Annotated in this window: 26 protein-coding genes; 10 read left to right on the top strand and 16 right to left on the bottom strand. The window is 33.2% G+C overall.

The genetic code is table 11. The features are described from left to right. Positions 1 to 54: 54 nt before the first annotated feature. The 3 genes from paaE to BLV84_RS07270 all read right to left on the bottom strand — a co-directional run bounded on the left by paaE (position 55) and on the right by BLV84_RS07270 (position 2,480). Positions 55 to 1,128: a 1,2-phenylacetyl-CoA epoxidase subunit PaaE gene (gene paaE / locus BLV84_RS07280; RefSeq protein ID WP_093243779.1), complete on the bottom strand. Its 1,074-nt coding sequence runs from the start codon at positions 1,126 to 1,128 to the stop codon at positions 55 to 57. A gap of 194 nt (positions 1,129 to 1,322) precedes the next feature. Further along, positions 1,323 to 1,892: a TetR/AcrR family transcriptional regulator gene (locus BLV84_RS07275; RefSeq protein ID WP_093243772.1), complete on the bottom strand. Its 570-nt coding sequence runs from the start codon at positions 1,890 to 1,892 to the stop codon at positions 1,323 to 1,325. A 42-nt stretch (positions 1,893 to 1,934) separates the two neighbouring features. Beyond that, on the bottom strand, positions 1,935 to 2,480 hold the full coding sequence (locus BLV84_RS07270) for an NADPH-dependent FMN reductase (protein ID WP_093243768.1): 546 nt from the start codon (positions 2,478 to 2,480) through the stop codon (positions 1,935 to 1,937). Between the two features lie 97 nt (positions 2,481 to 2,577). On the opposite strand from BLV84_RS07270, the gene BLV84_RS07265 reads away from it, so the two are divergent. The 3 genes from BLV84_RS07265 (at position 2,578) to BLV84_RS07255 (ending at position 4,862) form a co-directional block, all read left to right on the top strand. After that, positions 2,578 to 3,465 carry a LysR family transcriptional regulator gene (locus BLV84_RS07265; protein ID WP_093243764.1) on the top strand — a complete coding sequence of 296 codons (888 nt, stop codon included), beginning with the start codon at positions 2,578 to 2,580 and terminating at the stop codon, positions 3,463 to 3,465. 67 nt (positions 3,466 to 3,532) lie between these two features. Then, a complete protein-coding gene (locus BLV84_RS07260) occupies positions 3,533 to 4,471 on the top strand; it encodes a YeiH family protein (protein ID WP_093243761.1) in 939 nt (312 codons plus the stop codon). Between the two features lie 82 nt (positions 4,472 to 4,553). Next, positions 4,554 to 4,862, top strand: a complete 309-nt coding sequence (locus BLV84_RS07255; RefSeq protein ID WP_093243757.1) for a rhodanese-like domain-containing protein — start codon at positions 4,554 to 4,556, stop codon at positions 4,860 to 4,862. A gap of 36 nt (positions 4,863 to 4,898) precedes the next feature. On the opposite strand, the gene BLV84_RS07250 is transcribed toward BLV84_RS07255, so the two are convergent. After that, positions 4,899 to 5,849, bottom strand: a complete 951-nt coding sequence (locus tag BLV84_RS07250; protein WP_093243753.1) for a GSCFA domain-containing protein — start codon at positions 5,847 to 5,849, stop codon at positions 4,899 to 4,901. 10 nt (positions 5,850 to 5,859) lie between these two features. Further along, complete coding sequence (alaS, locus tag BLV84_RS07245; RefSeq protein WP_093243749.1) at positions 5,860 to 8,475, bottom strand: alanine--tRNA ligase; 2,616 nt, start codon at positions 8,473 to 8,475, stop codon at positions 5,860 to 5,862. A gap of 107 nt (positions 8,476 to 8,582) precedes the next feature. On the opposite strand from alaS, the gene BLV84_RS07240 reads away from it, so the two are divergent. The 5 genes from BLV84_RS07240 to BLV84_RS07220 are packed head-to-tail and all read left to right on the top strand — an operon-like array spanning position 8,583 to position 11,762. Next, on the top strand, positions 8,583 to 9,557 hold the full coding sequence (locus BLV84_RS07240) for a M23 family metallopeptidase (protein ID WP_093243745.1): 975 nt from the start codon (positions 8,583 to 8,585) through the stop codon (positions 9,555 to 9,557). Then, positions 9,557 to 9,886, top strand: a complete 330-nt coding sequence (locus BLV84_RS07235; RefSeq protein WP_093243740.1) for a MerR family transcriptional regulator — start codon at positions 9,557 to 9,559, stop codon at positions 9,884 to 9,886. The genes BLV84_RS07240 and BLV84_RS07235 overlap by 1 nt, the downstream gene beginning before the upstream one ends. Positions 9,887 to 9,899: 13 nt before the next feature. Then, complete coding sequence (locus BLV84_RS07230; RefSeq protein ID WP_093243736.1) at positions 9,900 to 10,502, top strand: LemA family protein; 603 nt, start codon at positions 9,900 to 9,902, stop codon at positions 10,500 to 10,502. 7 nt (positions 10,503 to 10,509) lie between these two features. Continuing rightward, the gene (locus tag BLV84_RS07225) at positions 10,510 to 10,947 is read left to right on the top strand and encodes a TPM domain-containing protein (protein WP_093243731.1); all 438 of its coding nucleotides are present in this window, start codon (positions 10,510 to 10,512) and stop codon (positions 10,945 to 10,947) included. Between the two features lie 5 nt (positions 10,948 to 10,952). After that, complete coding sequence (locus tag BLV84_RS07220; protein ID WP_093243729.1) at positions 10,953 to 11,762, top strand: TPM domain-containing protein; 810 nt, start codon at positions 10,953 to 10,955, stop codon at positions 11,760 to 11,762. A gap of 79 nt (positions 11,763 to 11,841) precedes the next feature. Here BLV84_RS07220 and der read toward each other — a convergent pair whose 3' ends face one another. Further along, on the bottom strand, positions 11,842 to 13,143 hold the full coding sequence (gene der, locus BLV84_RS07215) for a ribosome biogenesis GTPase Der (protein WP_093243724.1): 1,302 nt from the start codon (positions 13,141 to 13,143) through the stop codon (positions 11,842 to 11,844). Between the two features lie 152 nt (positions 13,144 to 13,295). On the opposite strand from der, the gene BLV84_RS07210 reads away from it, so the two are divergent. Continuing rightward, complete coding sequence (locus tag BLV84_RS07210) at positions 13,296 to 13,814, top strand: hypothetical protein (protein ID WP_093243721.1); 519 nt, start codon at positions 13,296 to 13,298, stop codon at positions 13,812 to 13,814. On the opposite strand, the gene era is transcribed toward BLV84_RS07210, so the two are convergent. From era to rimP, 4 genes are all read right to left on the bottom strand, one after another. Beyond that, positions 13,811 to 14,704, bottom strand: a complete 894-nt coding sequence (era, locus tag BLV84_RS07205) for a GTPase Era (protein WP_093243716.1) — start codon at positions 14,702 to 14,704, stop codon at positions 13,811 to 13,813. The genes BLV84_RS07210 and era overlap by 4 nt on opposite strands. Positions 14,705 to 14,773: 69 nt before the next feature. After that, on the bottom strand, positions 14,774 to 17,575 hold the full coding sequence (gene infB / locus BLV84_RS07200) for a translation initiation factor IF-2 (protein ID WP_093243712.1): 2,802 nt from the start codon (positions 17,573 to 17,575) through the stop codon (positions 14,774 to 14,776). A gap of 56 nt (positions 17,576 to 17,631) precedes the next feature. Next, positions 17,632 to 18,867, bottom strand: coding sequence for a transcription termination factor NusA (nusA, locus tag BLV84_RS07195; protein ID WP_093243707.1), 1,236 nt, complete (start codon positions 18,865 to 18,867; stop codon positions 17,632 to 17,634). Between the two features lies 1 nt (position 18,868). Further along, positions 18,869 to 19,348: a ribosome assembly cofactor RimP gene (gene rimP, locus BLV84_RS07190; protein WP_093244195.1), complete on the bottom strand. Its 480-nt coding sequence runs from the start codon at positions 19,346 to 19,348 to the stop codon at positions 18,869 to 18,871. 149 nt (positions 19,349 to 19,497) lie between these two features. On the opposite strand from rimP, the gene BLV84_RS07185 reads away from it, so the two are divergent. Beyond that, positions 19,498 to 20,334 carry a universal stress protein gene (locus BLV84_RS07185; RefSeq protein WP_093243702.1) on the top strand — a complete coding sequence of 279 codons (837 nt, stop codon included), beginning with the start codon at positions 19,498 to 19,500 and terminating at the stop codon, positions 20,332 to 20,334. On the opposite strand, the gene BLV84_RS07180 is transcribed toward BLV84_RS07185, so the two are convergent. The 6 genes from BLV84_RS07180 to BLV84_RS07155 form a co-directional block, all read right to left on the bottom strand. After that, on the bottom strand, positions 20,331 to 21,764 hold the full coding sequence (locus BLV84_RS07180; RefSeq protein ID WP_093243698.1) for a hypothetical protein: 1,434 nt from the start codon (positions 21,762 to 21,764) through the stop codon (positions 20,331 to 20,333). The genes BLV84_RS07185 and BLV84_RS07180 overlap by 4 nt on opposite strands. A 41-nt stretch (positions 21,765 to 21,805) precedes the next feature. Beyond that, positions 21,806 to 22,597: a universal stress protein gene (locus BLV84_RS07175; protein ID WP_093243693.1), complete on the bottom strand. Its 792-nt coding sequence runs from the start codon at positions 22,595 to 22,597 to the stop codon at positions 21,806 to 21,808. A gap of 64 nt (positions 22,598 to 22,661) precedes the next feature. After that, positions 22,662 to 23,702, bottom strand: a complete 1,041-nt coding sequence (locus BLV84_RS07170; RefSeq protein WP_093243688.1) for a response regulator — start codon at positions 23,700 to 23,702, stop codon at positions 22,662 to 22,664. After that, positions 23,695 to 24,954, bottom strand: a complete 1,260-nt coding sequence (locus BLV84_RS07165; RefSeq protein WP_093243685.1) for a PAS domain-containing sensor histidine kinase — start codon at positions 24,952 to 24,954, stop codon at positions 23,695 to 23,697. The genes BLV84_RS07170 and BLV84_RS07165 overlap by 8 nt, the downstream gene beginning before the upstream one ends. 173 nt (positions 24,955 to 25,127) lie before the next feature. Next, entirely contained in the window at positions 25,128 to 25,859 is a 732-nt protein-coding gene (locus tag BLV84_RS07160; protein ID WP_093243680.1) for a tetratricopeptide repeat protein, read from the bottom strand. Between the two features lie 2 nt (positions 25,860 to 25,861). After that, complete coding sequence (locus tag BLV84_RS07155; protein WP_093243676.1) at positions 25,862 to 26,443, bottom strand: RNA polymerase sigma factor; 582 nt, start codon at positions 26,441 to 26,443, stop codon at positions 25,862 to 25,864. Positions 26,444 to 26,509: the final 66 nt, after the last annotated feature.

The following is a 26,509-nucleotide window of genomic DNA, read 5'->3' as shown; positions in this document are numbered from 1 at the left end:
AATTTTTCATTTTAATAGGATTAAAACTCAATTTTAAATTCCTTATTCAAGAAATTACACATCAAAATCGACGACGACTTTTTCTGAAGTTGGAACTGATTGGCAACTCAATACATAGTTTTGAGCAACCTCATCATCTTCAAGTGCGTAATTTAGTTTCATTTCGACAGAGCCTTCAACAAGCTTACATTTACAGGTACTGCAAACACCTCCTTTACAAGCAAAAGGCAAATCTGCTCCTGCGCCAAGTGCTGCGTCTAAAATGTTATCATAATCATTTGTCATCCCAAAATGGAACTCCTTACCGCCATCAAGGATTGTCACTTTCGTCCCTTCAAATTTATTCTCTAAAGCTTTTTCAGTTCGCTTTTTATCTTCCTTAGACAAACCTGTCACAAACAATTCATAATGAATTTGATCTTCAGGCAAACCTACTTTTATCAACTCGTCTTTTAAGAAAAATATCATTTCTTCAGGACCACAGATAAAACATTCCGCTGTATCTTCTACATCTATAAATGTATTGGTGAGCAGCTCTAATTTTTGACTATCAAAACGTCCATTAAACAAAGGGATATCACGTTGTTCACGTGTCAAGAAATAATAAATCTCTAATCGTCCAAAGTATTTATTTCTTAGCTGCTCAAGTTCTTCTTTAAATATAATGGATTTGGCATTCTTATTCAAATAAAACAACTTAAATGTACTTTCTGGCTCAGATGCCAAATGGGTTTTTACCATCGACAATATTGGCGTAATGCCGCTTCCTGCGACAAAAACAATATAATTTTTTGGGCGATCAGTAGAAACCTCAACCCCGAATTCACCACTTGGCTTCATCACTTCAAGATGATCTCCTGCTTTGAGTTCTTTATTGATGAAACTTGAAAATTTTCCTGTCGGAATCTGTTTGACAGCCACTCGCCATTCTTTATCAAGCGGACTTGAACAAAGCGAGTATGAGCGACGCACATCTTCCCCGTCAATTTCCTTACGCAAAGTCAAATGTTGTCCTTGTCTAAATTTAAAATCCTCTTTTAATTCTTCTGGAATATCAAAAGTAACAACTGTTGTGTCTGCTGTTTCTTTCATCACATCTTTGACTTTAATCTCGTGAAATTTTGCCATTTTTATAAAAGTTACCTGCCAAAACTAACGATTGTTAGCGCTTGTTACAAATGACTTTTGTTAAAATTGATCAACTTATCGGTTATATGAATAAAATATTTAGAAAATTTAGTGAGGTGCTTCAAAAAAGTCCACAGAAATAAAGCATTTTGAAATTGATTTTAAAAAATTAAAGCTTCTATAATTAAATGATATTATGAAATAATACCATCCAATAAAGTTTTAGGTAAATCTCTTTGAAGTATTTCAACCTCAACACTCGTTTTTTTTGTATACCATAAGTATAAAGTTCGCAATGTGGCTAAAAATGAAAAAACAATAATTTCAAGATCAACATCTTTGATCTCGCCTTTTTCTTTTCCCTCTTTTAGAATTGCACGAAATTTATCTTCGTAAGCATTTCTTAAATGACGATACTTTTCTTTATTTTCAGCTTGAAGATGTACCCAATCATTATTCATGCATGCCAATTTATCTGTCATTCTCAAAGTTATTTCTATATGATTTTGAATGATGGCTTCAAGCTTTTCTTGAGTCGATGATTTTTCTGGAAAAATTGTATTGATATGATAGGTAAATTCTTGAGCAACTTCAAGAACAATAGCAGCTAAAATTTCTTGCTTTGACGAAATATGATTGTATAAACTCGCCGCTTTTATATCTAGCTTTGAAGCCAAATCTCGCATTGAAACTGCATTGTAGCCCTTTTCTTTAAAAAGATGTGCAGCCGTGTTGATGATTTCTTGATGGCGAGATTTATTCATTTTGAAAAAGCTTAGATGAAGAGAAAAATGATTATCAGATTCTTAGCCTAAAGCTATTTTTTGCTGAAACTGAGACAAAGTGTCTTTTACGCCGAGTTGCAAGGTTTCGTCAGTGATTTCTTTTTTTTCAATATCAAAATTATCTTGAAAAGAAGGAAAGCCAAAACTATTAAGCACCTCACCTTTGTAACAATCAATTGCGGTTTCAACATAAGCACGAGATGCTGACGCGGCATTTTCACCAGTAGATGTGCTCATTAAAAGGACTTTCTTAGAAGCCAAGAAATTACGATCTAAACGGGACAACCAATCTAAAACATTTTTAAAAAAACTTGAGACCATTCCATTATGTTCATTAACTGAAATAATCAAAGCATCTGCAGCTTTAATTTCATCATAAAGTTTTTCAAGATCTTCAGGAAAACCTTTCTCTTGTTCATGATCAATTTGATAAATCGGTAAGTGATAATCCGTTAATCTAATCAATTTTACTTCTTCATCAATTAACTGATTAACAACATAACTGACTAGTTCATGGTTGATAGATTGACTGCTATTAGAACCTGCAAAGGCTAAAATTTTGCTCATAAAAATTGTATATAAACCATAAATAAAATGGAATAACAACAAATATACAAATCTGTATTCACCCGAAATCAGTAAATTTGCGCTATAACTTTTATTTATGGAATTTAGATTGCGTGTTTTTTCTGAAGTTGCTAAAAGCTTAAGTTTCTCTAAAGCTTCAAAAACACTGCATCTTTCTCAGCCTGCTGTTTCTAAACATATTAAAGAAATAGAAATACGCTATGGCGTCAAGCTTTTTGAAAGACAAGGCAATTCCATTTCCTTAACGCCTGCTGGACACGATTTTCTTCAATATAGCGATAAAATCTTATCGCATTATGAAGAACTAGAGAATCATTTTTTAAGTCTTCAACAGAAATTTCCTAAAAAAATTAAAATTGGTGCCAGTACAACTATCGCACAATACATTGTTCCTAAATCATTGGCCGCGCTCAAACAAAGATTTCCTGACACAGCTTTTACGTTAATCAATGACAATTCAGCAACGATTGAGCATAAAATCGAAACCAACGAAATCAATTTCGCTTTAATTGAAGGTAAGAATCAAAATCCATTGCTGAAATATGAAAAATTTCTAGATGATGAATTGGTTCTTGTGACCAATGCAAAATCTAAACTTAGAACAATTAAAATTGGTGACTTAACCCAACTTCCAATGGTTTTAAGAGAAGAAGGATCTGGAACGAGGCATATTCTTGAGCATCAGCTTACAGAAGCTGGAATTGACATAAACCATTTACAAATTGAAATGGTTTTAGGTAGCACAGAAAGCATCAAAACATATTTGTACCACGGCGAGAGTTTTGCTTTTGTTTCTATTTTTTCTGTGATTGAAGAACTCAAAAACAACAAACTCCAAATCATTGATATAGAGAGTTTCGAAATTAAAAGACCACTTTATTTTGTATCAAAACAAGGTTATCAATCTTCTATTTATGACATTATAAAGCTCTTTTTTAAAAAAGGTCATAACAACAGGTTATAGCTTATAAAAAATTACGTTGGGTTGATTTGCTGATTTTGACTGAACTTTGCATCAAAATCGTAAAATCATGCAATTAAAATTATCACCTCTCGTAGCGAAAGCGCTTTTTTTGATTTTAGCTGTGTTATGCCTAACACCTTTCGTCTCTTCGCCTATTGCTCTATTCTTAGGGTTTATTGTGACAAATATCGTTTACAATCCTTTTAAAAAATATACTGGTAAAATTGTTAGTTGGTTATTAAAGATATGTGTCGTTGGTTTAGGTTTTGGCATGAATCTCAATAATACTTTAGAAGTTGGCAAAGAAGGGCTTTCTCTAACAGTTTTTACAATTATCACAACTTTAGTTTTAGGATTTCTCATTGGCAAGCTTTTAAAGCTTGATAAAAAAATCGCCTATTTGATTTCGTCAGGAACTGCCATTTGTGGAGGGAGTGCCATTGCAGCTGTCTCAGCAGTGATTCAGGCAAAAGAAAAGCAGATTTCAATCGCTTTGGGTGTCGTTTTCTTTTTAAATGCTTTGGCTTTATTTGTTTTTCCAATTTTTGGTCACATGCTAGATTTATCTCAAGCTGACTTTGGTTTGTGGAGTGCAATTGCTATTCACGACACAAGTTCTGTTGTCGGTGCTGCTTTAGCTTATGGTGAAGAAGCACTTGAAATCGCTGTGACCGTTAAATTAGCCCGTGCTTTATGGATTATTCCTTTAAGTATTGTTACCATGTTTATTTTCAAAGGACAATCAGGTAAAATCAAAATCCCATGGTTTATTTTGCTTTTTGTTTTAGCTGTTATCATCAACTCCTATGTTGATTTGCCAAACTTCATTGAAGCTGGCGTTCCTATGATTTCAAAACAACTTCTTGTTTTAACTTTGTTTCTCGTTGGTTCAGGTTTAACAATACAATCAATTAAAGAAAGTGGTGCGCAACCTATTGTACTTGGCATGACATTGTGGATTATAATTTCTGTCACTTCATTAAGCTATATTTTATTTTTACAATAAAATGACAGAAAACTAAAGAATGTAACTTTGGTTACTTTAGAGCAAGTCAAAAGTTTGTTGCTTTGCATCCAAATTAATGAATATGGGATTATTAAGTTTTCTATTCGGAAATAAAAGTAAAATGATTGAAGAATATAAAAATCGACAAGCGATAATAATTGATGTGAGAAGTAAAGCTGAATTTTCAGGCGGGGCAATTCCCGGCTCAAAAAACATTCCTTTACAACAAATCGACTCACAAATTGAGCGCATCAAAAAAATGAATAAACCTGTTATTTGTTGTTGTGCCAGCGGTATACGTTCAGGTAATGCCGCAAATACACTTAAAAAACATGGCATTGATTGCATCAATGGTGGAGGCTGGAGTAGCCTTCAAAGCAGATTAAATTAAAAATTTATCTGCTCAATAATTTTTTCATGATGATTGTTAAAGAAGGAATTTAAAATGCGGAAAACGCTTTTTAAGTTCCTTTTTTTGTTTCTCTACTTTTTGAAGAAATAACCGATGCGCTTCACTATTTGGATTAAAAGCTTTGTGTTTTAAATTTCTTTGAAGTTTATCAACTTTTTCCATGATTTTCAGAGTATCAGCAGTCATCCAAGTTGCAGTAAATTTCTCCCAAATATATGCGATTGCAGTTTCATTAGGATGTAACATATCAGACTTGTAAAAACGATAATCACGCAACTCATCCATCATGATTTCATAAGAAGGGAAATAAGATGATTCTTCTTTTTCAACAATATGATGAATCGCCGAAATCAACTGAGCTTTGCTTCTATTATTTTCTATAAGGCCTTCTTTTTGATGACGCACAGGCGATACAGTAAAAATGAAGTTTATCTCAGGATTTATACTTTTTAAACATTTCATCATTCTCAATAAACTCTGTTGAATTTGATCTGAAGAAATCAATTCCTTATCAAAATTTTTCTGAGGAATTTTATGGCAATTAGCGACATACTTACCTTTTTCAATATGCCTATAAATAAATGCAGTTCCTAAAGTTATCAACACATGAGAACTTTTATTGATAAATTCAAATGAAGGTTTAATCGCTGCATTCAATTTTTTTAAAACAACATCAGGATTTTGATGACTCATTTTTGAATGCGCATCAAAAGAATGCCATAATCCGTTGTGATGAAAAATATCTTTTTCTGTAAAAAAATTCTGCTCAACAACACGATTGATAAAATTCTCTAAACCAAAAGGATGAAATAAAATACCAAATGGATTTTGAAGAACTCGTAATTGAGATGCGCTTAAACGATCTCCAATATGTTCAGAAAAACATGAGCCCAAAACAAAAAGATGGGAACCATAATTAATTTTTGGCTCACCATCTTTGAGTTTAATTTTTGTTTGTAATTGCATTATTTAAAAATCAGCTTGTCATATATTTTTCTGCTTCAGCTAATGCTTGCGCAATTCCTTCAGGATTTTTTCCACCAGCCGTTGCGAAGAATGGCTGACCACCACCGCCACCTTGTATATGTTTACCCAATTCACGGATAATTTGTCCTGCATTGAGTTCTTTTTCTTTAACTAAATCTTTAGAAATATAGCATGACATCAAAGCTTTCCCTTTTTGATCAGAAGCCAAGACGAGAAATAAATTCTCAACTTCTCCACCAAGTTGAAAAGCAACATCTTTAATAGCATTGGCATCTAAATCAACTTTTTCAGCAAGGAAATGAACTCCATTGACCTCCTTGATTTTCGCTTTTAAATCGCCTTTTATATTTCCTGCTTTCTCACTTAAAAGTTGATCGATTTGTTTTTTCAACTTATTATTTTCTGCTTGTAAATCTTTGACAGATTTCTCAGGATCTTTAGCGTTGTTCAACAGTTTTTTAATAGCATCAAATTGCTGTGTTTTTTCTGTAAAATAATCTTTAGCAGCATCTCTTGTAATTGCTTCGATACGTCTGATTCCAGACGCCACAGCACTTTCGGATAAAATTTTAAAATGCCAAATATCTGAAGTATTGCTCACATGCGTTCCGCCACAAAGTTCGACAGATTCTCCAAACTGAATCATTCGAACAGTGTCGCCATATTTTTCTCCAAATAAAGCTGTTGCACCTTCTTTGATAGCATCATCAAACGGCACGTTTCTCTTTTCATCTAAGTTGATTTGCTCATAAATACGCGCATTAACAAACTTCTCAATTTCTTTTAATTCATCTTCAGTCACTTTTCCAAAATGAGCAAAATCAAATCTCAGATACTGATCGTGAACCAAAGAGCCTTTTTGTTCAACGTGATCTCCAAGAATCCTTCTTAATGCCTGATGTAACAAGTGCGTTGCTGTATGGTTTGCAGCTGCTTTATTCCTAAGATCTTCATTCACAATTGCCTTAAAAACGCCTTCGATATTTTGAGGTAAGTTTTTAGCTAAATGGATAATCTGGTTATTTTCTTTTTTGGTATCGATAATATGAACAACATTTCCGTTGCTTTCTTCAAGATAACCTTTGTCACCGATTTGTCCACCTCCTTCAGGATAAAAAGGTGTTAAGTTAAAAACAAGCTGAAAAAGTTCGCCATCTTTTTTACTTTTAACTTTTCTGTATTTTGTGATTTTAACATCCGTTTTAAGATGATCATAACCTATAAATTCTTCAACATCATCTTCTCTTAAAACAACCCAGTCTTCAGTTGAAGTTTCTGCTGCAGAACGTGAACGCTGCTTTTGCTTCTGAAGTTCAACCTCAAATTCTTTATTATTTAAAGACATGCCTTTTTCTTCCAAAATCAAAGCCGTTAAATCAATCGGGAAACCAAAAGTGTCATAGAGCTCAAAAGCTTTCTTGCCTGACATTTCTTGGCCTTTTGTACTTTCTATCATTTGCTCCAACAAGCTTAAACCTTGTTCTAATGTTTTCATAAAAGAATTTTCTTCTTCCTTAATCACATTTTCACAAAGTTGACTTTGTTTTTTAAGCTCAGGAAAGGCCTCTCCCATTTGATCGCTTAAAACATTGACAAGTTTATAAATAAAAGGTTCTTTGATATTTAAAAACGTAAACCCATAACGAATAGCACGTCGTAAAATACGTCTAATCACGTAACCAGCACCATTATTACTTGGTAATTGACCATCAGCAATTGCGAAACAGACAGCGCGTAAATGATCAGCAATCACACGGATAGCGATATCTACTTCTTCTGAAGAACCATAAGTTGAGTTTGTGATTGTTTCAATTTCTTTAATAATTGGCATAAAAACATCCGTATCATAGTTTGATTGCTTACCTTGCATTACCATCGCCAAGCGCTCAAAACCCATTCCTGTATCAATGTGTTTTGCAGGTAAGTCTTTTAAGCTACCGTTTGCCATTCGGTTATACTGCATAAAAACCAAGTTCCACACTTCAACAACTTGCGGATGATCTTCATTAACAAGATCTTTACCGCTAACTTTAGCCTTTTCCTCATCACTACGGATGTCAATATGTATTTCTGAAGCAGGACCACAAGGACCTTGATCTCCCATTTCCCAGAAATTATCTTTTTTATTACCTAAAAGAATTCTATCTTCTGAAATATGTCTTTTCCATAAATCATAAGCTTCTTGATCTTTCTCAAGTCCGTCATTTTTATCGCCTTCAAAGATTGTGACATATAGATTGTCTTTATCTATTTTAAGAATATCAACAAAAAACTCCCACGCCCAGGCAATAGCTTCATCCTTAAAATAATCACCAATACTCCAATTCCCTAGCATTTCGAACATGGTATGGTGATAAGTATCTTTTCCTACTTCCTCTAAATCATTATGTTTTCCGCTGACACGTAAACATTTCTGACTATCTGTAAGACGCGTATGCTTTGGGTTTGCATTTCCTAAGAAATATTCCTTAAACTGGTTCATTCCTGCATTGGTAAACAACAAAGTCGGATCATTTTTCATCACCATTGGTGCAGAAGGGACAATCTGATGTTGTTTTGATTCAAAAAAAGAAAGAAATTTCGAGCGTAGTTCTTGTGATTTCATAAGGCTTAATACTGAGTGTTGTTTGACTTAGTGATGTTTTAACTTATATTTGTACAATGCAATGTTTATTTTTGTACACTTTTGTGCAAAAGTACTAAATTTAAGGGATGCGTAAAGTAAAATATTATTATGATAGCGAAACTCTTTCGTACAGAAAAATTGAACGCAAGAGAAGTCGAAAAATCGCTATTATTTTAGCTTTTTCAGTTGGTATTCTGGGAACCAGCGCTTTGTTGCTTCTGCTCTATTTAAACATTCCAGGTATTGAAACACCTAAAGAGCGAAAATATAAACGTGAGTTGACGAATATGCAACTTCAATATGACATTTTAAATAAAAGAGTTGGAAACTTAGTTGGTGTTTTAGAAAACATAGAAGAAAGAGACAATAAAATTTATCGTGTATATTTTGAGTCTAATCCGATTTCAGAAGAACAAAGACAATCTGGTTTCGGTGGTGTTAACCGTTATGAAATGCTAGAAGGTTACCAAAATTCTGAGTTGATTAAATCAACAACACGAAAAATTGATATTCTATCTAAACGCATTTCAATTCAATCTGAATCCTTAGATGATATTGCCAAATTAGCAAAAAACAAAGAAGAACTTTTAGCATCGATTCCTGCTATTCAACCAATAAATAACAAGGATCTTAAAAGAACAGCTTCTGGTTATGGTATGCGTGTACATCCAATCTATAAATATCGAAGAATGCATAACGGTATGGATTTTTCTGCACCGCGTGGAACTGAAATTTATGCAACTGGGAATGCTGTTGTGAAAAAGGTTAGATTAACACCTGGATATGGGAACCTTGTCATTTTAGACCATGGTTTTGGTTATGAAACCTATTACGCACACATGAACAAGTTTAACGTTAAAAAAGGCCAAAAAGTTAAGCGTGGTGACATTATTGGTTACGTGGGAAGTACAGGCGTTTCCACTGGTCCTCACTTGCATTATGAAGTTCATAAAGATGGTCGCGTGATGAATCCGATTAACTTTTATCATGCCGATTTAACGCCTGAAGAATATGATATTATGTTTAACTTGTCTTCACTTGAAAATCAATCATTGGATTAATGAAAACAGGTTTACAACATAAACTTTATTACTCAATAGGCGAAGTTGCTGAAGCTTTTGATGTCAACACTTCATTAATTCGGTTTTGGGAAAAAGAATTTGATGAAATCAAACCCAAGAAAAACGCTAAAGGAAATAGAAAGTTTTCTCAAGAAGACATTAAGAAATTAGAACTGATATATCATTTAGTAAAAGAACGTGGTTTTACACTTGAAGGTGCGAAAACACATTTAAGAGAAACCAAAAGTGATACACTTTCTAAGTTTGAAATCATTAGAAAATTAAAAAATATTAAAGAAGAATTAATCACAATCAAAAACAATCTCTAAAACAAAAACACTCATGAAAAAATGGCTTATACCACTGATTATCATTGTTATTGTCGGATTCGGCATGTACAGTTGGGTCAAAGGCTTTAACAATACAGCTGTCACCTTGCAAGAAGATGCGAAAACAAGTTGGAGCAATGTAGAAAGCTCTTACCAACGTAGAAATGACCTTATTGGCAACCTTGTTAAAACAGTTCAAGGATCAGCAGATTTTGAACGCAACACTTTAACAGAAGTTATTGAAGCCAGAGCAAAAGCAACATCGGTCAATGTTGATGCAGGGAATTTAAATGCGCAACAAATACAAGAATTTAGCCAAGCTCAAGGCGGTTTAACTTCAGCTTTATCAAGGTTATTAGTTAGTGTTGAGCGTTACCCTGACTTAAAATCTAATCAGAATTTCTTGAATTTACAGAATCAATTAGAAGGGACTGAAAACAGAATCAATATCGCTAGAAATCGTTTCAATGAGAATGTAGGGACCTATAATAAGCACATTAAAGTTTTCCCGAATAGCATATTTGCAGGTTGGTTTGACTTTGAAGAAATGACGAGATATCAAGCAGATGAAGGTTCAGAAAATGCCACAGAAGTAGAATTTAATTTCGATAAATAATAAATACATGCCAGACATCACTCAATACATTTCAACTCAAGACGAGAAAGAAATTATCGATGCAATCAAACAAGCTGAAAAAAACACTTCAGGAGAAATAAGAGTACATTTAGAAAACAAGTGTCCTGAAGATGATGCTTTTGATCGTGCTTTACAAATCTTTGAAAAATTAGAAATGCATAAGACAGAACTTCAAAATGGTGTTTTATTTTACGTCGCTTTAGAAGATCATCAGTTCGTTATTTGTGGAGATAAAGGAATCAACGATGCTGTTGAAAACAATTTTTGGGACACAACAAAAGACATCGTTATTTCTCATTTTAAACAAGAAAAATACAAGCAAGGTCTAGTTGAAGGCATTATTAAAGCAGGCGAAGAACTTAAAAAACATTTCCCTTATCAATCTGACGACATCAACGAATTATCAGACGATATTTCAAAATAAAATTTATGAGAATTAGTTTAAAGACATACTTTTTAAGCCTTTTATTTTTACTGATTAGTTTTTCAGGATTTGCGCAGTACGACATTCCTGAAGTTCCTAATAAACAAAAAGCTGTTTACGATTACGCTGAAATCATGAAAGAAGCTCAAGTGATGCAACTTCGCAAAAAACTTGAAACTTACGCTGACAGCACATCTACGCAAATTGTATTTGTAAGTGTTAATAGTCTAAAGGGTGAAGAAATCAATTTATTAGCAGCTGAATGGGCTCACAAATGGAAAATTGGTCAGGAAGGTAAAGATAACGGCATGATTATTTTGATGTCCAAAAGGGATCAGCAGATCAGTATTCAAAATGGATATGGTCTTGAGCCTTTTTTAACCGACATGAATTCATCAGCAATTATCAATCAGATCATATTACCTGAATTCAGGAAAGCAAATTATTATGAAGGTTTAGATAAAGGAACGGATGCCATCATCCAACTTTTAAATGGAAAGTTTGATGCACAAGCGCATCAAGCAGAATCTGGTGACGTACGTTGGTCATTTTTGATATTTCCATTTATCATATTAATTGTCATTATCATTATCAAAAGTCGTGGCAAGAATGGTGGTTCTGGCGGTGGTTCAGGAACTCGTAGAGGCGGACCAGACTTATTTGATATTCTTGTATTAAGCAGTTTAGGAAGATCTGGTGGCTTTGGTGGAGGAAGCTTCGGCGGATCATCAGGCGGCGGTTTTGGCGGAGGTGGCTTTAGTGGCGGCTTCGGCGGAGGCGGTTTTGGCGGCGGAGGTGCTAGTGGAAGCTGGTAAATCCTAAGTTGATTAAAAGCAAAAAAAGAGCTGCAATTTTTTATAAATTGCAGCTCTTTTATTTAATAATCGTTTGATTTTATTTCTTACGCATATAGACCGAAATCGGTACGCCATTAAAATCAAAATGTTCTCGTAATTTATTTTCTAAGAAACGTTTATAAGGATCCTTCACATACTGAGGTAAGTTACAGAAAAAAGCAAATTGCGGTTGCGGTGTTGGCAACTGCGTGATAAACTTAATTTTCACATATTTCCCTTTAAAAGCAGGCGGTGGATTATTCTGAATAATCGGTAGTAAAACATCGTTCAATTCTCGTGTTTTAACACGTTTACTTCTTGCTTTATAAACCTCTACAGCTGTTTCTATTGCTTTAAAGATTCGTTGTTTATTCAAAACAGAAATAAAGACGATTGGCACATCAGTAAAAGGAGAGATTTTCTCTTTAATAAAATCTTTAAACTCTTTAATGGTATTCGTCTCTTTTTCAACTAAATCCCATTTATTAACAAGGATAACAACTCCCTTTCTATTCTTTTCAGCTAGCCAAAATATGTTTTGAACTTGGCTATCAAAACCTCTCGTTGCATCAAGGATGAGAAGACAAACATCAGAGTTTTCAATGGCGCGAACACTACGCATGACTGAGTAAAATTCAAGATCTTCTTTGACTTTAGCTTTACGACGAATTCCAGCGGTATCTACAAGTTTAAAATCGAAACCAAACCTATTATAACGCGTATCAATAGAATCACGCGTTGTCCCTGCAACATCAGTTACAATGTATCTTTCCTCACCAATTAAAGCATTGATAAAAGAAGATTTCCCAGCATTAGGTCGACCAACAACAGCAAACTTTGGTAAATCATCAAAATCATCAACACTGGTTTCTGGCAATTTTTCAACGACTTCATCTAAGAGCTCACCAGTTCCACTACCATTAATTGCTGAAATACAATGATAATCTCCTAGACCGAGGTTATAAAATTCAACAGCATCTTGTCTTGCTTTATTGGAGTCAACTTTGTTAACCGCAATACAGACGGGTTTGTTATGCTTTCGTAAAAGCTTGGCGACTTCATCATCCATTGGCGTAATACCAGTCGTCACATCGACCACAAAAATAATGACGTCAGATTCATCAATAGCAAGCTCAACTTGTTTATCAATTTCGTGTTCAAAAATATCATCACTTCCTTTAACGTAGCCACCTGTATCAATTAAGGTGAACTCTTTTCCGTTCCAGTCAGACTTTCCGTAATGACGGTCTCGCGTCACACCACTCACAGCGTCAACTATGGCTTCACGACGTTTGATTAAACGGTTAAAAAAAGTAGATTTCCCGACATTTGGTCGGCCTACAACAGCTACAATACTCATTTTTCAGTTTTAAATATTTTGCAAATTTAGGTGTTTATTTTTTAGAAATGCCTTTTAATGCATTTTTATAAAAATGTAATTTGACTAAAAAAAAGAATCTCACTTGATAAATCCAAATTTTTAGATATTTTTAGAAATTCAAACATAATTGAATGGTCAATCATCCAGATTTTAACAAACTCAATGAACAAGCGCAGCTTAAGATTCGTTTTTCAACAGAAACAGAAATGTCACAATCTCTTTTTAAGGAAGAGGTTAAAAAATCGCATCAAAAAATTTCAGATAAATTTCAATTGAAATTGTCTGGAGATCAGCATGTCTGGATATCATTCACAAAAAAACATCGTAAGCTTTATTCGCCTCAATTACATCTTGAATATATTAAGGAAGAAAAAGAAAAACCTATTATTAAAGGGACATTTGGCCCTGATCCAAACTTATGGACGATGTTTATGTTCTTTCATTTTTTCCTAGCCATTGTTTTTATCGCTTTACTGATGTGGTTTTACACAAATTACAGTTTAGGCAACAGCAATGCTGTTGTTTATAGTTTGATGGCAACTATCAGTTTATTATGGATTGGCCTTTATATTTTTGCGAGACAAAATCGACTAAGAGGTAAAGAACAAACAAAAGAGCTTTTTGAAATTTATAAAATCATTGTTCATTAGTCGTCATAACCAAAACGCTTGAGCTGTTGTGCATTATTACGCCAGTTTTTATTGACTTTCACATAAAGTTCAAGATGTATTTTCTTGTCGAAAAACTTTTCCAAATCTTTTCTTGCTTCAGTTCCGACGCGTTTAACACCTTTACCTTGATGACCGATAATAATACCGCGCTGAGATTCACGCTCGACCATAATTAAGCTTCGTATGCGAATGATGTTTTTATCCTCGATAAATTCTTCTGTTTCTACTTCTACACTATAAGGAATTTCTTTTTTATAGTGAATCAGAATTTTCTCTCTGATTTTTTCATTCACAAAGAAACGTTCAGGTTTATCCGTCATTTGGTCTTTAGGATAAAAAGCTGGAGACTCAGGCAGTAATTCCACCAAACGATGCAAAACTGAGTCAACACCAAATTTATTAAGAGCTGAGATAGCATAAATTTCAGCATTAGGTAATTCTTCTTGCCAATAAGAAATTTGCTCTTCAACAAACTCTTGATCTTTTAAATCAATTTTGTTGAGTAGCAATAAAATAGGAATATCAGTATTTTTTAATTTTTGAAAGAAATCTTCATCCTTCAAGGCTTTCTCGCCAGCTTCAACAAGGTAAACCAAAACATCAGCATCTTGAAAAGCTGACTTCACAAAATTCATCATTGATTCTTGAAGTGTATAAGCTGGTTTTATAATACCAGGTGTATCGCTTAAAATCATTTGAAAATCGTCTCCACTTAAAATTCCTAAAATTCTGTGTCGTGTTGTTTGAGCTTTATTCGTGATAATTGATAATTTCTCACCAATAAAAGCATTCATCAATGTTGATTTTCCAACATTTGGATTACCAATTATGTTGACAAATCCGGCTTTATGTTTTTGATTATTTTCGATGGCGTTTAAATTTTGAAATAAAAAAAGCTACCTTTAAAGATAGCTCTTTTTAATGAATTTATTCTTTACTTATTTTAATTTCTTCTTGACTTCTACCTCTTGGTAAGCTTCAATGATATCATCATTTTTCAGGTCGTTATAATTCTTGATTTGGATACCACAATCGTAACCTTTAGAAACTTCTTTAACATCATCTTTAAAGCGTTTTAAAGAAGCTAGTGTTCCTGTATAAATCACAATTCCGTCACGGATAAGTCTGATGCCAGAATTTCTGTAAATTTTACCAGAAGTTACCATACAACCTGCAATCGTACCAATTTTAGAAATTTTGAAAGTTTCTCTCACTTCAGCAGTACCTGTAATTTCTTCTTTCAATTCTGGAGAAAGCATACCTTCCATCGCATCTTTGATGTCGTTAATTGCATCATAGATAATTGAGTAAGATCTGATATCGATTTCTTCCTTATCAGCTAGTGTTCTTGCATTACCTGCAGGTCTCACATTAAAGCCGATTATGACCGCGTCTGACGCAGAGGCAAGTAAAACATCACTTTCCGTGATTGCTCCAACACCTTTATGAATAATATTAACTTGAATTTCTTCAGTTGATAATTTCTGCAAACTGTCAGTTAATGCTTCAACAGAACCATCAACATCAGCTTTAAGAATAATATTTAATTCTTTAAAGTCACCTAAAGCAATACGACGCCCAATTTCATCAAGCGTAACATGCTTTTGTGTACGAACTGACTGTTCACGTTGTAACTGTGTACGTTTAGAAGCGATATCTTTTGCTTCACGTTCATCGTTCATCACTTGGAAAGTATCACCAGCTTGCGGCGCACCATCTAAACCAAGAATAGATACAGGCGTAGAAGGACCAGCTTCATTAACTTTATTACCACGCTCATCATGAAGCGCTTTTATTTTACCACTTGTTGTTCCTGCGAGAACGTAATCTCCAACTTTTAATGTTCCAGATTGAACAAGAATTGTAGAAACATAACCACGACCTTTATCAAGGTAAGCTTCAACAACAGTTCCTTTTGCGTTACGATCTGGGTTAGCTTTCAATTCTAAGATTTCAGCTTCAAGAAGTACTTTTTCAAGTAATTCTTTAACACCAGTTCCTTTTTTAGCTGAGATATCTTGAGACTGTACTTTACCGCCCCAATCTTCAACCAGCAAATTCATGTTTGCTAAAGATTCTTTAACTTTTTCAACGTTAGCTGTTGGTAAGTCAACCTTGTTAATTGCAAAAACAATTGGCACTCCAGCTGCTTGAGCATGAGAAATTGCCTCTTTAGTTTGCGGCATGACATCATCATCAGCAGCAATTACAATAATAGCAACGTCAGTGACTTGAGCACCTCTTGCACGCATTGCCGTAAAGGCTTCGTGACCAGGTGTATCAAGAAATGCGATTTTTTGACCATTATCAAGTTCAACACCATATGCACCGATGTGCTGAGTGATGCCTCCACTTTCTCCTGCAATTACATTTTCTTTACGAACGTAATCAAGAAGAGATGTTTTACCGTGATCAACGTGTCCCATAACAGTAACGATAGGTGCACGATCAACCATTTTAGATGGATCATCAACCTCAACTTCTTCAATTGGATCTTCGATTTCAGCTGAAACAAATTCAACTTCGTAACCAAACTCTTCAGCAACAACACTTAATGTTTCTGCATCTAGTCTTTGATTCATGGTTACCATCATACCCAATGACATACAAGCTGAAATCACTTTAGTCGCTGGCACATCCATCATTGTAGCAACTTCTGAAACAGTAACAAACTCAGTTACCTTCAGGATTTTGCTGTCTTTCTCTAACTGATCAGACTCTTCTTGTGTTTTCTGACGGTGTTGTTGACGTTTATCTTTTCTATATTTAGAACCTTTTCCTTTAGAAGATTTCCCTTGAAGTTTTTCAAGCGTTTCTCTAATTTGTTTTTGTACTTCAGCTTCTGTAGGCTCTTCCTTAACAACAGATTTTTTCTTACGACCCTTTCCTGCTCCTTTTTTATCTTTAAACTTAGAATTTTGTTGAGGTTGGCCAGGTTTATTTATACGCTTACGTTTGCGTTTTTTAGAACCTTTATTATCATCCTTCTTTTTGGCTGGCTTTTTGAATTTATCAAGATCAATTTTTTGACCAGTAAAGTTAGGACCCTTTAATTTTGTGTATTGCGTTTCGTGCTTAACTTCTTCTTCTGTTTTCTCTTCAGCTTTAGAATCTTTATTCGTTTCCTTTGCTTCTGAGGCTTTAGAAGCTTTTGGAGACTCTAGATTTTTTTGCTTAGATTCAGACTTTGGCTTGTCTTTAGAATCAGATGTTTGCTTAGGCTTTTTACTTTTTGGTTTTTTACCTTTTTCTTCAAGGTCAATTTTACCAACATACTTAGGTCCAGAAAGTTTTGATTTTGAAGATTCAGAATCAGATTTTTTCTTTTCTTCTTCTTTTTTCTTCGCTTCAGCTTCTTCTTTTGCAGCTTTCTCTTTCTCCTTTTTTTCCTTTTCTTCCTTCTGCTGCTTTTCCTTTAAAGCTTCTTCTTGACGCTTTTTAGTTTCGGATTCACGCTTTGCTTCTTCTTCTTTCTTCTTCAGCAATTCTTTTTCACGTGCTTTTCGAATCTCTTCTTTTTCACGCTTACGCTCTTCACTCGCTTCTTTAGAGGCAGCACGCTTTGACTTATCTGTTTCAAACTTGTCAAATAAGACCTCGTAAACTTCGTGAGAAATTTTCGTCGTTGGTCTAGCCTCAATTTCGTATCCTTCAGAGCCCAAATATTCAACCGCTCTATCTAGCGATATATTGAATTCTTTTAATACTTTATTTAACCTTTTTTGTTTTTTTTCAGCCATAAATTGCCTCTAAATAATTCTATTTTAAATATTCAACAAAGATGAGTCTAATATTATTATTCTTCAAACTCTTCTTCTAAAATTTTTCTTACGTTTAGAATTGTCTCTTCTTCTAAATCAGTACGTCTTAACAAATCTTCAATTTCAAGCTCCAAAATACTTTTTGCAGTATCTAAGCCAATTCTTGAAAATTCTTCAATAACCCAGTTTTCAATTTCATCAGAGAATTCAGATAATTCAACATCCTCATCTTGCACATCATCTCTAAAGACTTCAATTTCGTAACCTGTTATCTGACAGGCTAAACGAATGTTATGACCGCCTCTACCGATGGCTCTAGAAACTTCTTCTGGTTTTAAAGTGACTTCAGCGTGCATTTTATCTTCGTCGATTTTCATGTCGACGATTTTTGCAGGACTTAAAGCACGTTGGATATATAAACGTGGGTTTGTTGTGTAATTGATCACATCAATATTTTCATTCCCCAATTCACGAACAATACCATGAATACGTGAACCCTTCATACCGACACAAGCGCCAACAGGATCAATTCGGTCATCATAAGTATCAACAGCAACTTTAGCTTTTTCGCCAGGAACTCTCACAGCTGCTTTAACATTGATTAAACCATCAAAAACCTCTGGAATTTCTTGTTCAAATAATTTCTCCAAAAATTTTGGTGATGTTCTCGATAAAATAATAATTGGCTTGTTTCCTTTAAGCTCAACCTGCTCAATAACACCTCTTACGCTGTCTCCTTTTCTATAAAAGTCTCCTTGAATTTGGTGCTCCTTAGGAATGACAAGTTCGTTACCTTCATCATCAAGTAAAATAACAACATGTCTTCTCACGTGATGAACTTCGGCAGAATAAATTTCGCCAATTAAATCTTTAAAGTGTTTATATGTATTTGTGCTATCGTGTTCATTAATTTTTGAAATCAGATTTTGACGTAATGCTAAAATTGCACGTCTTCCTAATTGAAAAAGCTTAACTTCTTCAGAAACATCTTCACCTACCTCAAAATCAGGTTCAATTTTACGTGCTTCAGAAAGTGAAATCTCCTTGTTTTCATCTTCAACCTCGCCATCGTTAACAACAACTCGGTTTCTCCATATCTCAAGGTCGCCTTTGTCTGGATTTATAATAATATCAAAGTTATCATCATCGCCAAATTTCTTTTTCAATGCGTTTCTGAACACATCTTCAAGAATAGCCATTAAGGTAACTCTATCTATTAATTTATCGTCTTTAAACTCAGAAAACGAGTTGATTAAATCGATATTTTCCATATCACTTTTTGTTAAAATTTATCATCACTTTTGCTTTTTTAATTTGATCAAAAAGAAGTTCTTTTTCTTTCTGTACAGTTCTTTTTCCTTTTCCTACTGGTTTTGGTTCTCTCTGTTTCCATTGTAATTTTATAGAACTATCTGTTACCTCAATCAAGTCTGCCTTGATTTCTTCATCTTCACTTGTTAATACTTCTAACTTACGGTTTAAGTTTTTTCGATATTGACGTGGAATTCTAATTGGTGAAGTAGCACCAGCTGAGGCGACATCTAAAGAAAAATCTTCCTCTTCACGATCTAAGTTATGCTCAATTGCACGGCTTAAATTGATACAGTCTTGTATGGAAACATCCTTATCACCATCAATGGTCAACTGAATTTGACTTCCCGGAAGAATCTCCAAATCAACAACATAAAGATGATCATGAGTTTCTAAAGCTTTGTCAATCAATTCTAAAATAAGTTCTTTTTCTATTGCCATAACTGTATAAAAAGAGGGGACTGTTGTCCCCTCATCATTCTTTTTTCCTGTTGCAAAGATACAATTATTTTTTAAATAGAAAAACAAATGAATTTTCCAAAAAATTTGTAGTTTTAATGTTCTTCACATATTAAAAATATATATTGGCTATGAAAAAAATTCTTGTTCCAACTGATTTTTCTGAGCAATCACAAAACGCTTTAAAAGTCAGTGCACAAATTGCTCGTAAATACAATAGTGAAATCCATCTTTTACACTTGTTAGATCTCCCTCTAGATTTGATAGACCCAATAAATGAAGGTGTTGCAGGAGATTTACCTGAATCGCTTTTTTTTATGAAACTAGCGCACAAAAGGTTTACAGAAACTTTTGAGAAATATCAAAAAGAGCTTGACGGATTGGTTGTTCACGAAACCGTTGAGTTCAATCAAGCTTTTGAAGGAATTATGGAAATCACCAATAAGTATGAATGCGAACTCATTGTGATGGGATCGAGTAGTGTTTCTGGTTTACAAGAAGTTTTTATTGGCTCGAACACTGAAAAAGTTGTGAGACATTCTGATGTCCCTGTCCTTGTTATTAAAGATGATATTCCTATTTTTTCAACACAAGAAATGGTTTTCTCATCTAGCTTAAAAGAATCTCAATACAAAACTTTTATCGAGGCAGTTAATTTAGCTAGAATTTTGGATTCAAAATTAAATTTAGTTTACATCAATACACCTCATTCATTTAGGACAAATCAGTTTATTGAAGAACGTTTGGAAAAGTTTACAAAAGGAATTGATCCCAACTCATTTAATTTTGAAATTTACTCTGATAAATCTATTGAGGAAGGCATCAGAAATTATGCTAACAAAATCAATGCTGATTTAATCGGTATAGGGACACACGGTCGTAAAGGTATTTCGCATTTCTTTAATGGCAGCCTCTCTGAGAATATTGTCAACCACGCGCAACGACCTGTGATTACCTTTAAAATCTAGAGTAATATTTTTGTCAAGCCAGATTTAATGTAATTCCAAATAAAATTCCACATGGATTTTGTTGGATTGCGCTCAACTTCTTCAATTTCTATTTCTTCAGAAATATTATTGTTAAGAAGTTTGTTTGCCATAAAAGACATAATTTTTTTTTCACGGCCTGAGTCCGAATATATTGTTAACTCAAGGTCTTTGGCTGTGAGATCAAAAGTACCTCGTGCGTTATTGTTTGCAACCATTTTAGCGTTAATCTTTTTAAAATAACCTCCCAGACCGAAATTCATGCTTGGTTTCATAATTTGATTTAAAGATTCTGTATTGATGCTTTTTCCGTTTAAATCTAATTGAAAAGTTTCCAAATCGGCAAATTGATTATACGCAATACCAACATCAAGTTTTGAGCTTTGGCTTAAAGAAAGTGAGCCAATGAGTTTCATCTGCTCATCAGATTTTTCCTTGAGATTATGAAAATTTCTCAGTGTTACAGATAAGTCTTTAAAAACAATCTCACTGGTTTTCTTCTGGTTCAGTTTTTCAGAATATGTTAATTGTGAATTATCAACTGACAATTCATCAATAGATAAATCAAAGTCTAAATTTTGAAGTTTTTGACCATATGTTTCTTTAACAGACTCATCATCAGCAATTGTTTTATCACGATAAATTAACGTTTGACTAGAATCTATAGCGATATTTTTAAAAGCAATTTGGCTCAGTTTCTTAGAGGCTACATCAAATGAAAAATCATTAAAATGTAAACCATAACTTTTCATCATAATCAAATCCTTTTCTTTAGAAAGTTGATTTATGTAATTTCCCTTTGTGTAATCTGAATCAATATGAAGCGAATCGATGTCAAAACCATTTTTGGCAAAATCAAAATTGTAAACAGATAAATCTTGAATTTTATCCAAACGAAAATGTAATTCGTCCATGCTGAAAAAGTCAATATTAGAAGTATTAAAATTCTCACTTAACGGATCTGAAAGCTCAAAGTTAGCATTTGCAATTTCGGCAATTGTATCTTTTTCTTTTATGATAATAGCATTGAATTTCTCTAGGTAAATATGATTGACATCAATTTTTGAGGATTTTGAATTTGAATTCTTTGACTTTTTTTCTTGAGGAATTGTATAATTGAGTTTTGCATTATGTAAATCGACTTTATTAATCACTGTTTTATCTGAAAATAAAGTTGACCATAAGCCAAGATTCACTTTTATACTTTCAGCTTTTAAATCAATCCCATCTTGAACAAAATGCAAATCTTCAACTTTCAGATTTGTCGTTAATGATAGATTAAACTGGCTGTACTTTAAATCATATTCAGTATTGACTTTTTTTTCTATAAAATATTCAGCAATAATAATAGCTGCTACATAAACGCCTAAAATAATAAGTATCGAGAAAAGGTATTTTGTTTTTTTCTTCATTGATCAGATTGAATTTCTAAAGATATAAAAACTTATAGATATCAACCATGCAAAAACAACATTGGCAAATGTTTGTCACTTATGTGCTGTGCGGTTTGGTGAGATTTTGAAAAAATACGATTAAAAATACTGAGATTTCTAGCAAAAATTATGCCTGAGTCAAACATTTTCTCTGTGTGCAAATTATCGTTAGCCGCATTAATATTTTTAATATATTCAAAATCTAAATTTGAGACAATCCTGTTGATACGTTCTTTAGTCAAAGATTGTCTTTCAGACATTTTATCCGATTTAGGTAAGGAAAGTACGGAAAGCTCACTTGTCTCAACTGAATATAATTGCTTAATTATTGAGAATAATTTGTGATCAACTGATATTGAGAAATCTGTTGGCAGAACAAATTTTTCAGGAATTTTGATTTCGCTATACTTGGACACCAATAAAACGTGACATTTAATTTTTGTGATAATATCAAAAGTTTTCTTGTCAAGTTCAGATGCATTTGAAGTTTGATATGAGTGACTATTCCCTAAAATAATTAAATCAATCTCATGAGACTCAACTGTTTTTCGAATTGATTCGATATATCGACCTTCTAAAAACAAAGGTTTAATTGTATGCTTTTCATCTAGAAAAGGCTTAATTGTTTTTAAGTTTTTATCAAATTTAGGTTCAGTCAAATCTTTACACTCACCACGACAATTAAAATTTGAACATGGCAATTGTATGTTTAAAAGTGTAAAATATACCTCACGGTCATGCAAAACTGTCCCAGCATATTTTAAAATATGTTCGGAGATTTCAGAAAAGTCGGTTAACACTAATACATTCATAACACGCAAGTCTAGGTGCAAATGTATTTGGTGAAGCGTTAGCTTTTTATGATAAAAATCATGTTTAGGATATATTCTTTAGAGCTTCAAAGTCAAGGATTTTTATATTTCTTCCCTCAACTTGGATGATTCCTCTTTTTTTAAAATCAGATAAAGTCCTAATTAAACTTTCCGATGCTATTCCAGCAACAGCAGCAAGGTCTGCTCTAGAAATACGAATTTGATTCAACTTGTTTTTCTTTAAGCGCTCAGCAAAAACCAATACCGTTTGGGCTGTTTTTTTACGGACAGAACTATAAGCCATCTCTACAAGTTGAGATTTTGTTTCATTTAAAGAATCGCCAAGATTATCAATGAACTCAAACATAACTTGTGGATTTTTATTAAAAAACTTCCTGAAATCATCTATAGAAATTTCATAAAGCTTTGTTTTTTCCATAGCAGTTGCATTATCAACATAGTTTGAAGTTTTAGTAAAGCTTAACTGCCCAAAAAAGTTATCATCTCGAAAAAGAGCTGTGGTTAACTCTTTCCCGTTTTGATCGATTTGATGTGTTTTCACAACACCTCTTTCAATTAAAAAAACACGATTAGCTGTTTGTCCAGCTTCATAAATCATTTCATTTTGATCGTAAACTTGAATTTCAAAATCTTTAATAATTTCTTTCAAGGCCTCAAAAGACTGAAGTTGATTAGAGTCTTCAACTTCTTCAATTTCTCGCTCTTGTAATATTTTAGTTTTTGCAATTCTGCTTTCAATCGCATGTATCAAATCGTCTTCTTCAAAAGGCTTTGTTAAATAATCATCTGCGCCAAGATTCATTCCTCTGCGGACGTCATTGCGATCGGTTTTTGCAGATAGAAATATAAAAGGAAGTCGCTTAGTTTTTGGATGTTGAGATAATGCTTTTAAAACATCATAACCATCTAATTTTGGCATCATAATATCACAAACTATAATATCCGGCTGAAATCGAATAGCACTCTGAATACCAATCTCTCCATCTGCTGCAGTTTCGACATCATAATCAGATAATTCCAAAATTTCGGCTGTATTTTCTCTTACAGTTTGATCGTCTTCAATTAAAAGCACTTTCTTACTCATGTCTCTTTGGTATTTCTATAAAAAAAATCGTTCCTATATTTTCTTTGCTTTCAAATTTAATTTTTCCATTGAGATTTTCAAGGTGATCTTTAACTATATTTAGCCCGATTCCTGTTCCTTGATTAAGCAAAGCATTTTCTGCTCTGAAATAACGTTGAAAAATATGTTTTTGATCTTCTGCTGGAATACCTATACCTTGATCTTGAATCTCAAATTTTAAAATTTTCTCGTCTGTGGTATCAACTTTAAAGTAAATATCTGTGTGTTCAGGTGAATATTTGATGGCGTTACTTAATAAATTTGAAAAAATTAACTCTATAACATTTTTATCTTGCTTTAAAGTTACATCCTCAACATCTTTTGGATAGTGAAGGTTCTGGCCTTCTTTTAATGTAATATTAGCTCCATAGATGACTTCATTAACAAGGTTAACCAAGCTGAAATCCTCATAATTATAAGTGACTTTGCCAGTCTCTAAACGCTCAACTGACAAGAAGTCATTTAGGATTCCTGTAAGATAATGTACTTTATTCTTAATCGTTTTAAGGTGCTTATCTCGCTTATCTTGCTGGTCTGTCTTTTGATATTTACCTATTAAACTAGTTGATGTTAAAATACCGCTCAAAGGGGTTTTAAATTCATGAGAAACTAAAGATAAAAATTTGGTTTTTAACTCGCTTAATTCACGTTCTTTCTGAAGTGCGTCTTTAGTTTTAGCTTCTGCAATTTTCCTCTTATTTATCTCTATTTCAAGCGCTTTATTAAGGCTAGTTAACTTCCTTATTGTCTGTTCTAATTCTTCGGTACGACGCTGAATTTTTCTCTCAAGCTCTAAATTAAGTCTTTCAATAACAACCTCATTTTCCTTTCTGATAGTAATATCGGTTACCATAGACATCACAAAATCTTCATTTTTAAGCTTAAACGGGTTTAAACCAACCTCAACCGGAAACTCATGTCCATCCTTAGTCACACCGTAAAGCTCTTTTCCTATGCCCATTTGGCGACGTTTTGGTGTGCTTAAATACTGATCTGTATATGTTTTATGCTTCTGATGAAATTTTGAAGGAATGAGTACATCAAGATGTTGTCCCACCAATTCATCACAAGTGTAGCCAAACATTTCGCATGCAGATGTGTTTAGTTCTATAATACTTTTGGATTTATCAACAACAATAACGCCCTCAGAAATACCTTCAAATAAAAGTTTAAAGATTTCTATATCATTTTCAAAACCTTTTTTGTTCCTCACTTCTCTTTAATTTGATAACAAATATAATAGATATGAAAGAATTGCTCTTATAAAAATTGAATATTCGATTTTTACCTCCTTCTAAAAAATCATTCTATTAAAAAATAGAAAAAGCCTGATTTTTAAAATTTATTCAAAAATCAGGCTTTTAACGAAATGATTATTTAAAGAATTTAATTGAGTTTTTTATAAAGCTTTTGAGCTTCTTTGTATCTATCACTTTCTTCAGGAATCTGACTCAGTAATTGTGAAGCTGCTTTATTGTCTTCTTGTTTTAGTTTACTCAATGCACCAAACCATAAAGCTTCATGAACAAATACACTTTCACTTTTTAAAATATCAAGATAAAGTTGATCTGCTTTTTCAAACTGATCAGTTTCAACTAAAGAAATTGCCCAATATAATTTGTATTCAACATTATCATTTCCTTTAACCAAGACCTCAAAATGGGTTGCTGCTTCAGCAAATTGATGTGAGTTAAAAGCCTCCTCAGCTTCTCTTAAGCTTTCACTTTCTTCTCCTCTACTCTGAAAACTTACCGTTGGGTACTGATTATAATCACTATAAACTGGTGTTGAAAATTCTTGGTAAGCATAAATTCCAACAAGAATTAGAATCATCGCTGCCACTCCTATTCGCCATGGTTTAAAACTTGATTTTTTCGGTTGTTCTTTTTTCTTTTCAAAATAAGTATTAGCAACTTTATCAATAGATTTCTTCACAGCTTCTTTTTCAGAATAATGTGTAAACTCATGCTTAAGTTGATCCGAAACTTGTTGATAAGTTTCAAATGTTTCTCTAAATTCTAAATCAGTCCTTAACTTATCTTCAAAATCCCCTAACTCCTTAGCTGTCAAATCATCAGCTAAATAATTCTCTATTAAAATGTATTCCTGCTCTTTCATTTTTACGATTTTAAATTTTTATAATGAGGAGAATTCTGAATCATTTCAGTCAGTTTACCTATGCATAAAGATTTCTTTTTTCTAGCATAAGCGTAAGAAATATCAAGTTTTTCTGCGACTTTTTTCATAGAATCTATTTCAAATGACTTCTTTAACAAGTCTTGACAAGATTTCCCTAATTCTCCAAACATCCTTTTAAAAAGCTCTTGTTGATCTTGAAAAAGACTGGTTTCAAATTCTAAATGATTGGCTCCTTCATGTTCAGATACAATCTCTTCTTTAATTGTTACCGTGTCTAGCTTTTTCTTTTTCAATTTATTATACCACCTTCTTTTACATAACAAGAAAAAATAAGCATCAAAAGGGCAGGTTAATTTTAGGTCTTTAATACAAGCTTGGTCATAAATAACTAGAAGAACTTCTTGAATAACATCTTTTGCTTGTGCATCATCACCATTATTCTGACAAATAAAATGAATGACTTTAGGCGCAAATTTATCATAGATTTCTCTGATAACAAATGAATTGTCTTGCTTTAAACCTTCTATATATTTTTGATCAGGATGTGCTTTTTGTACGCTCATTATACAAATTATAAAAAGTAAATGTAAAAAATTTAAAATTATAGGGTAACACTTCTCAGTTTAAGT

This window comes from Psychroflexus halocasei, from assembly GCF_900107595.1.
Taxonomy (GTDB): Bacteria; Bacteroidota; Bacteroidia; order Flavobacteriales; family Flavobacteriaceae; genus Psychroflexus; species Psychroflexus halocasei.
Note: the sequence above shows the minus strand (reverse complement) of the source record. Positions and strands in the feature narration are given on the sequence as shown.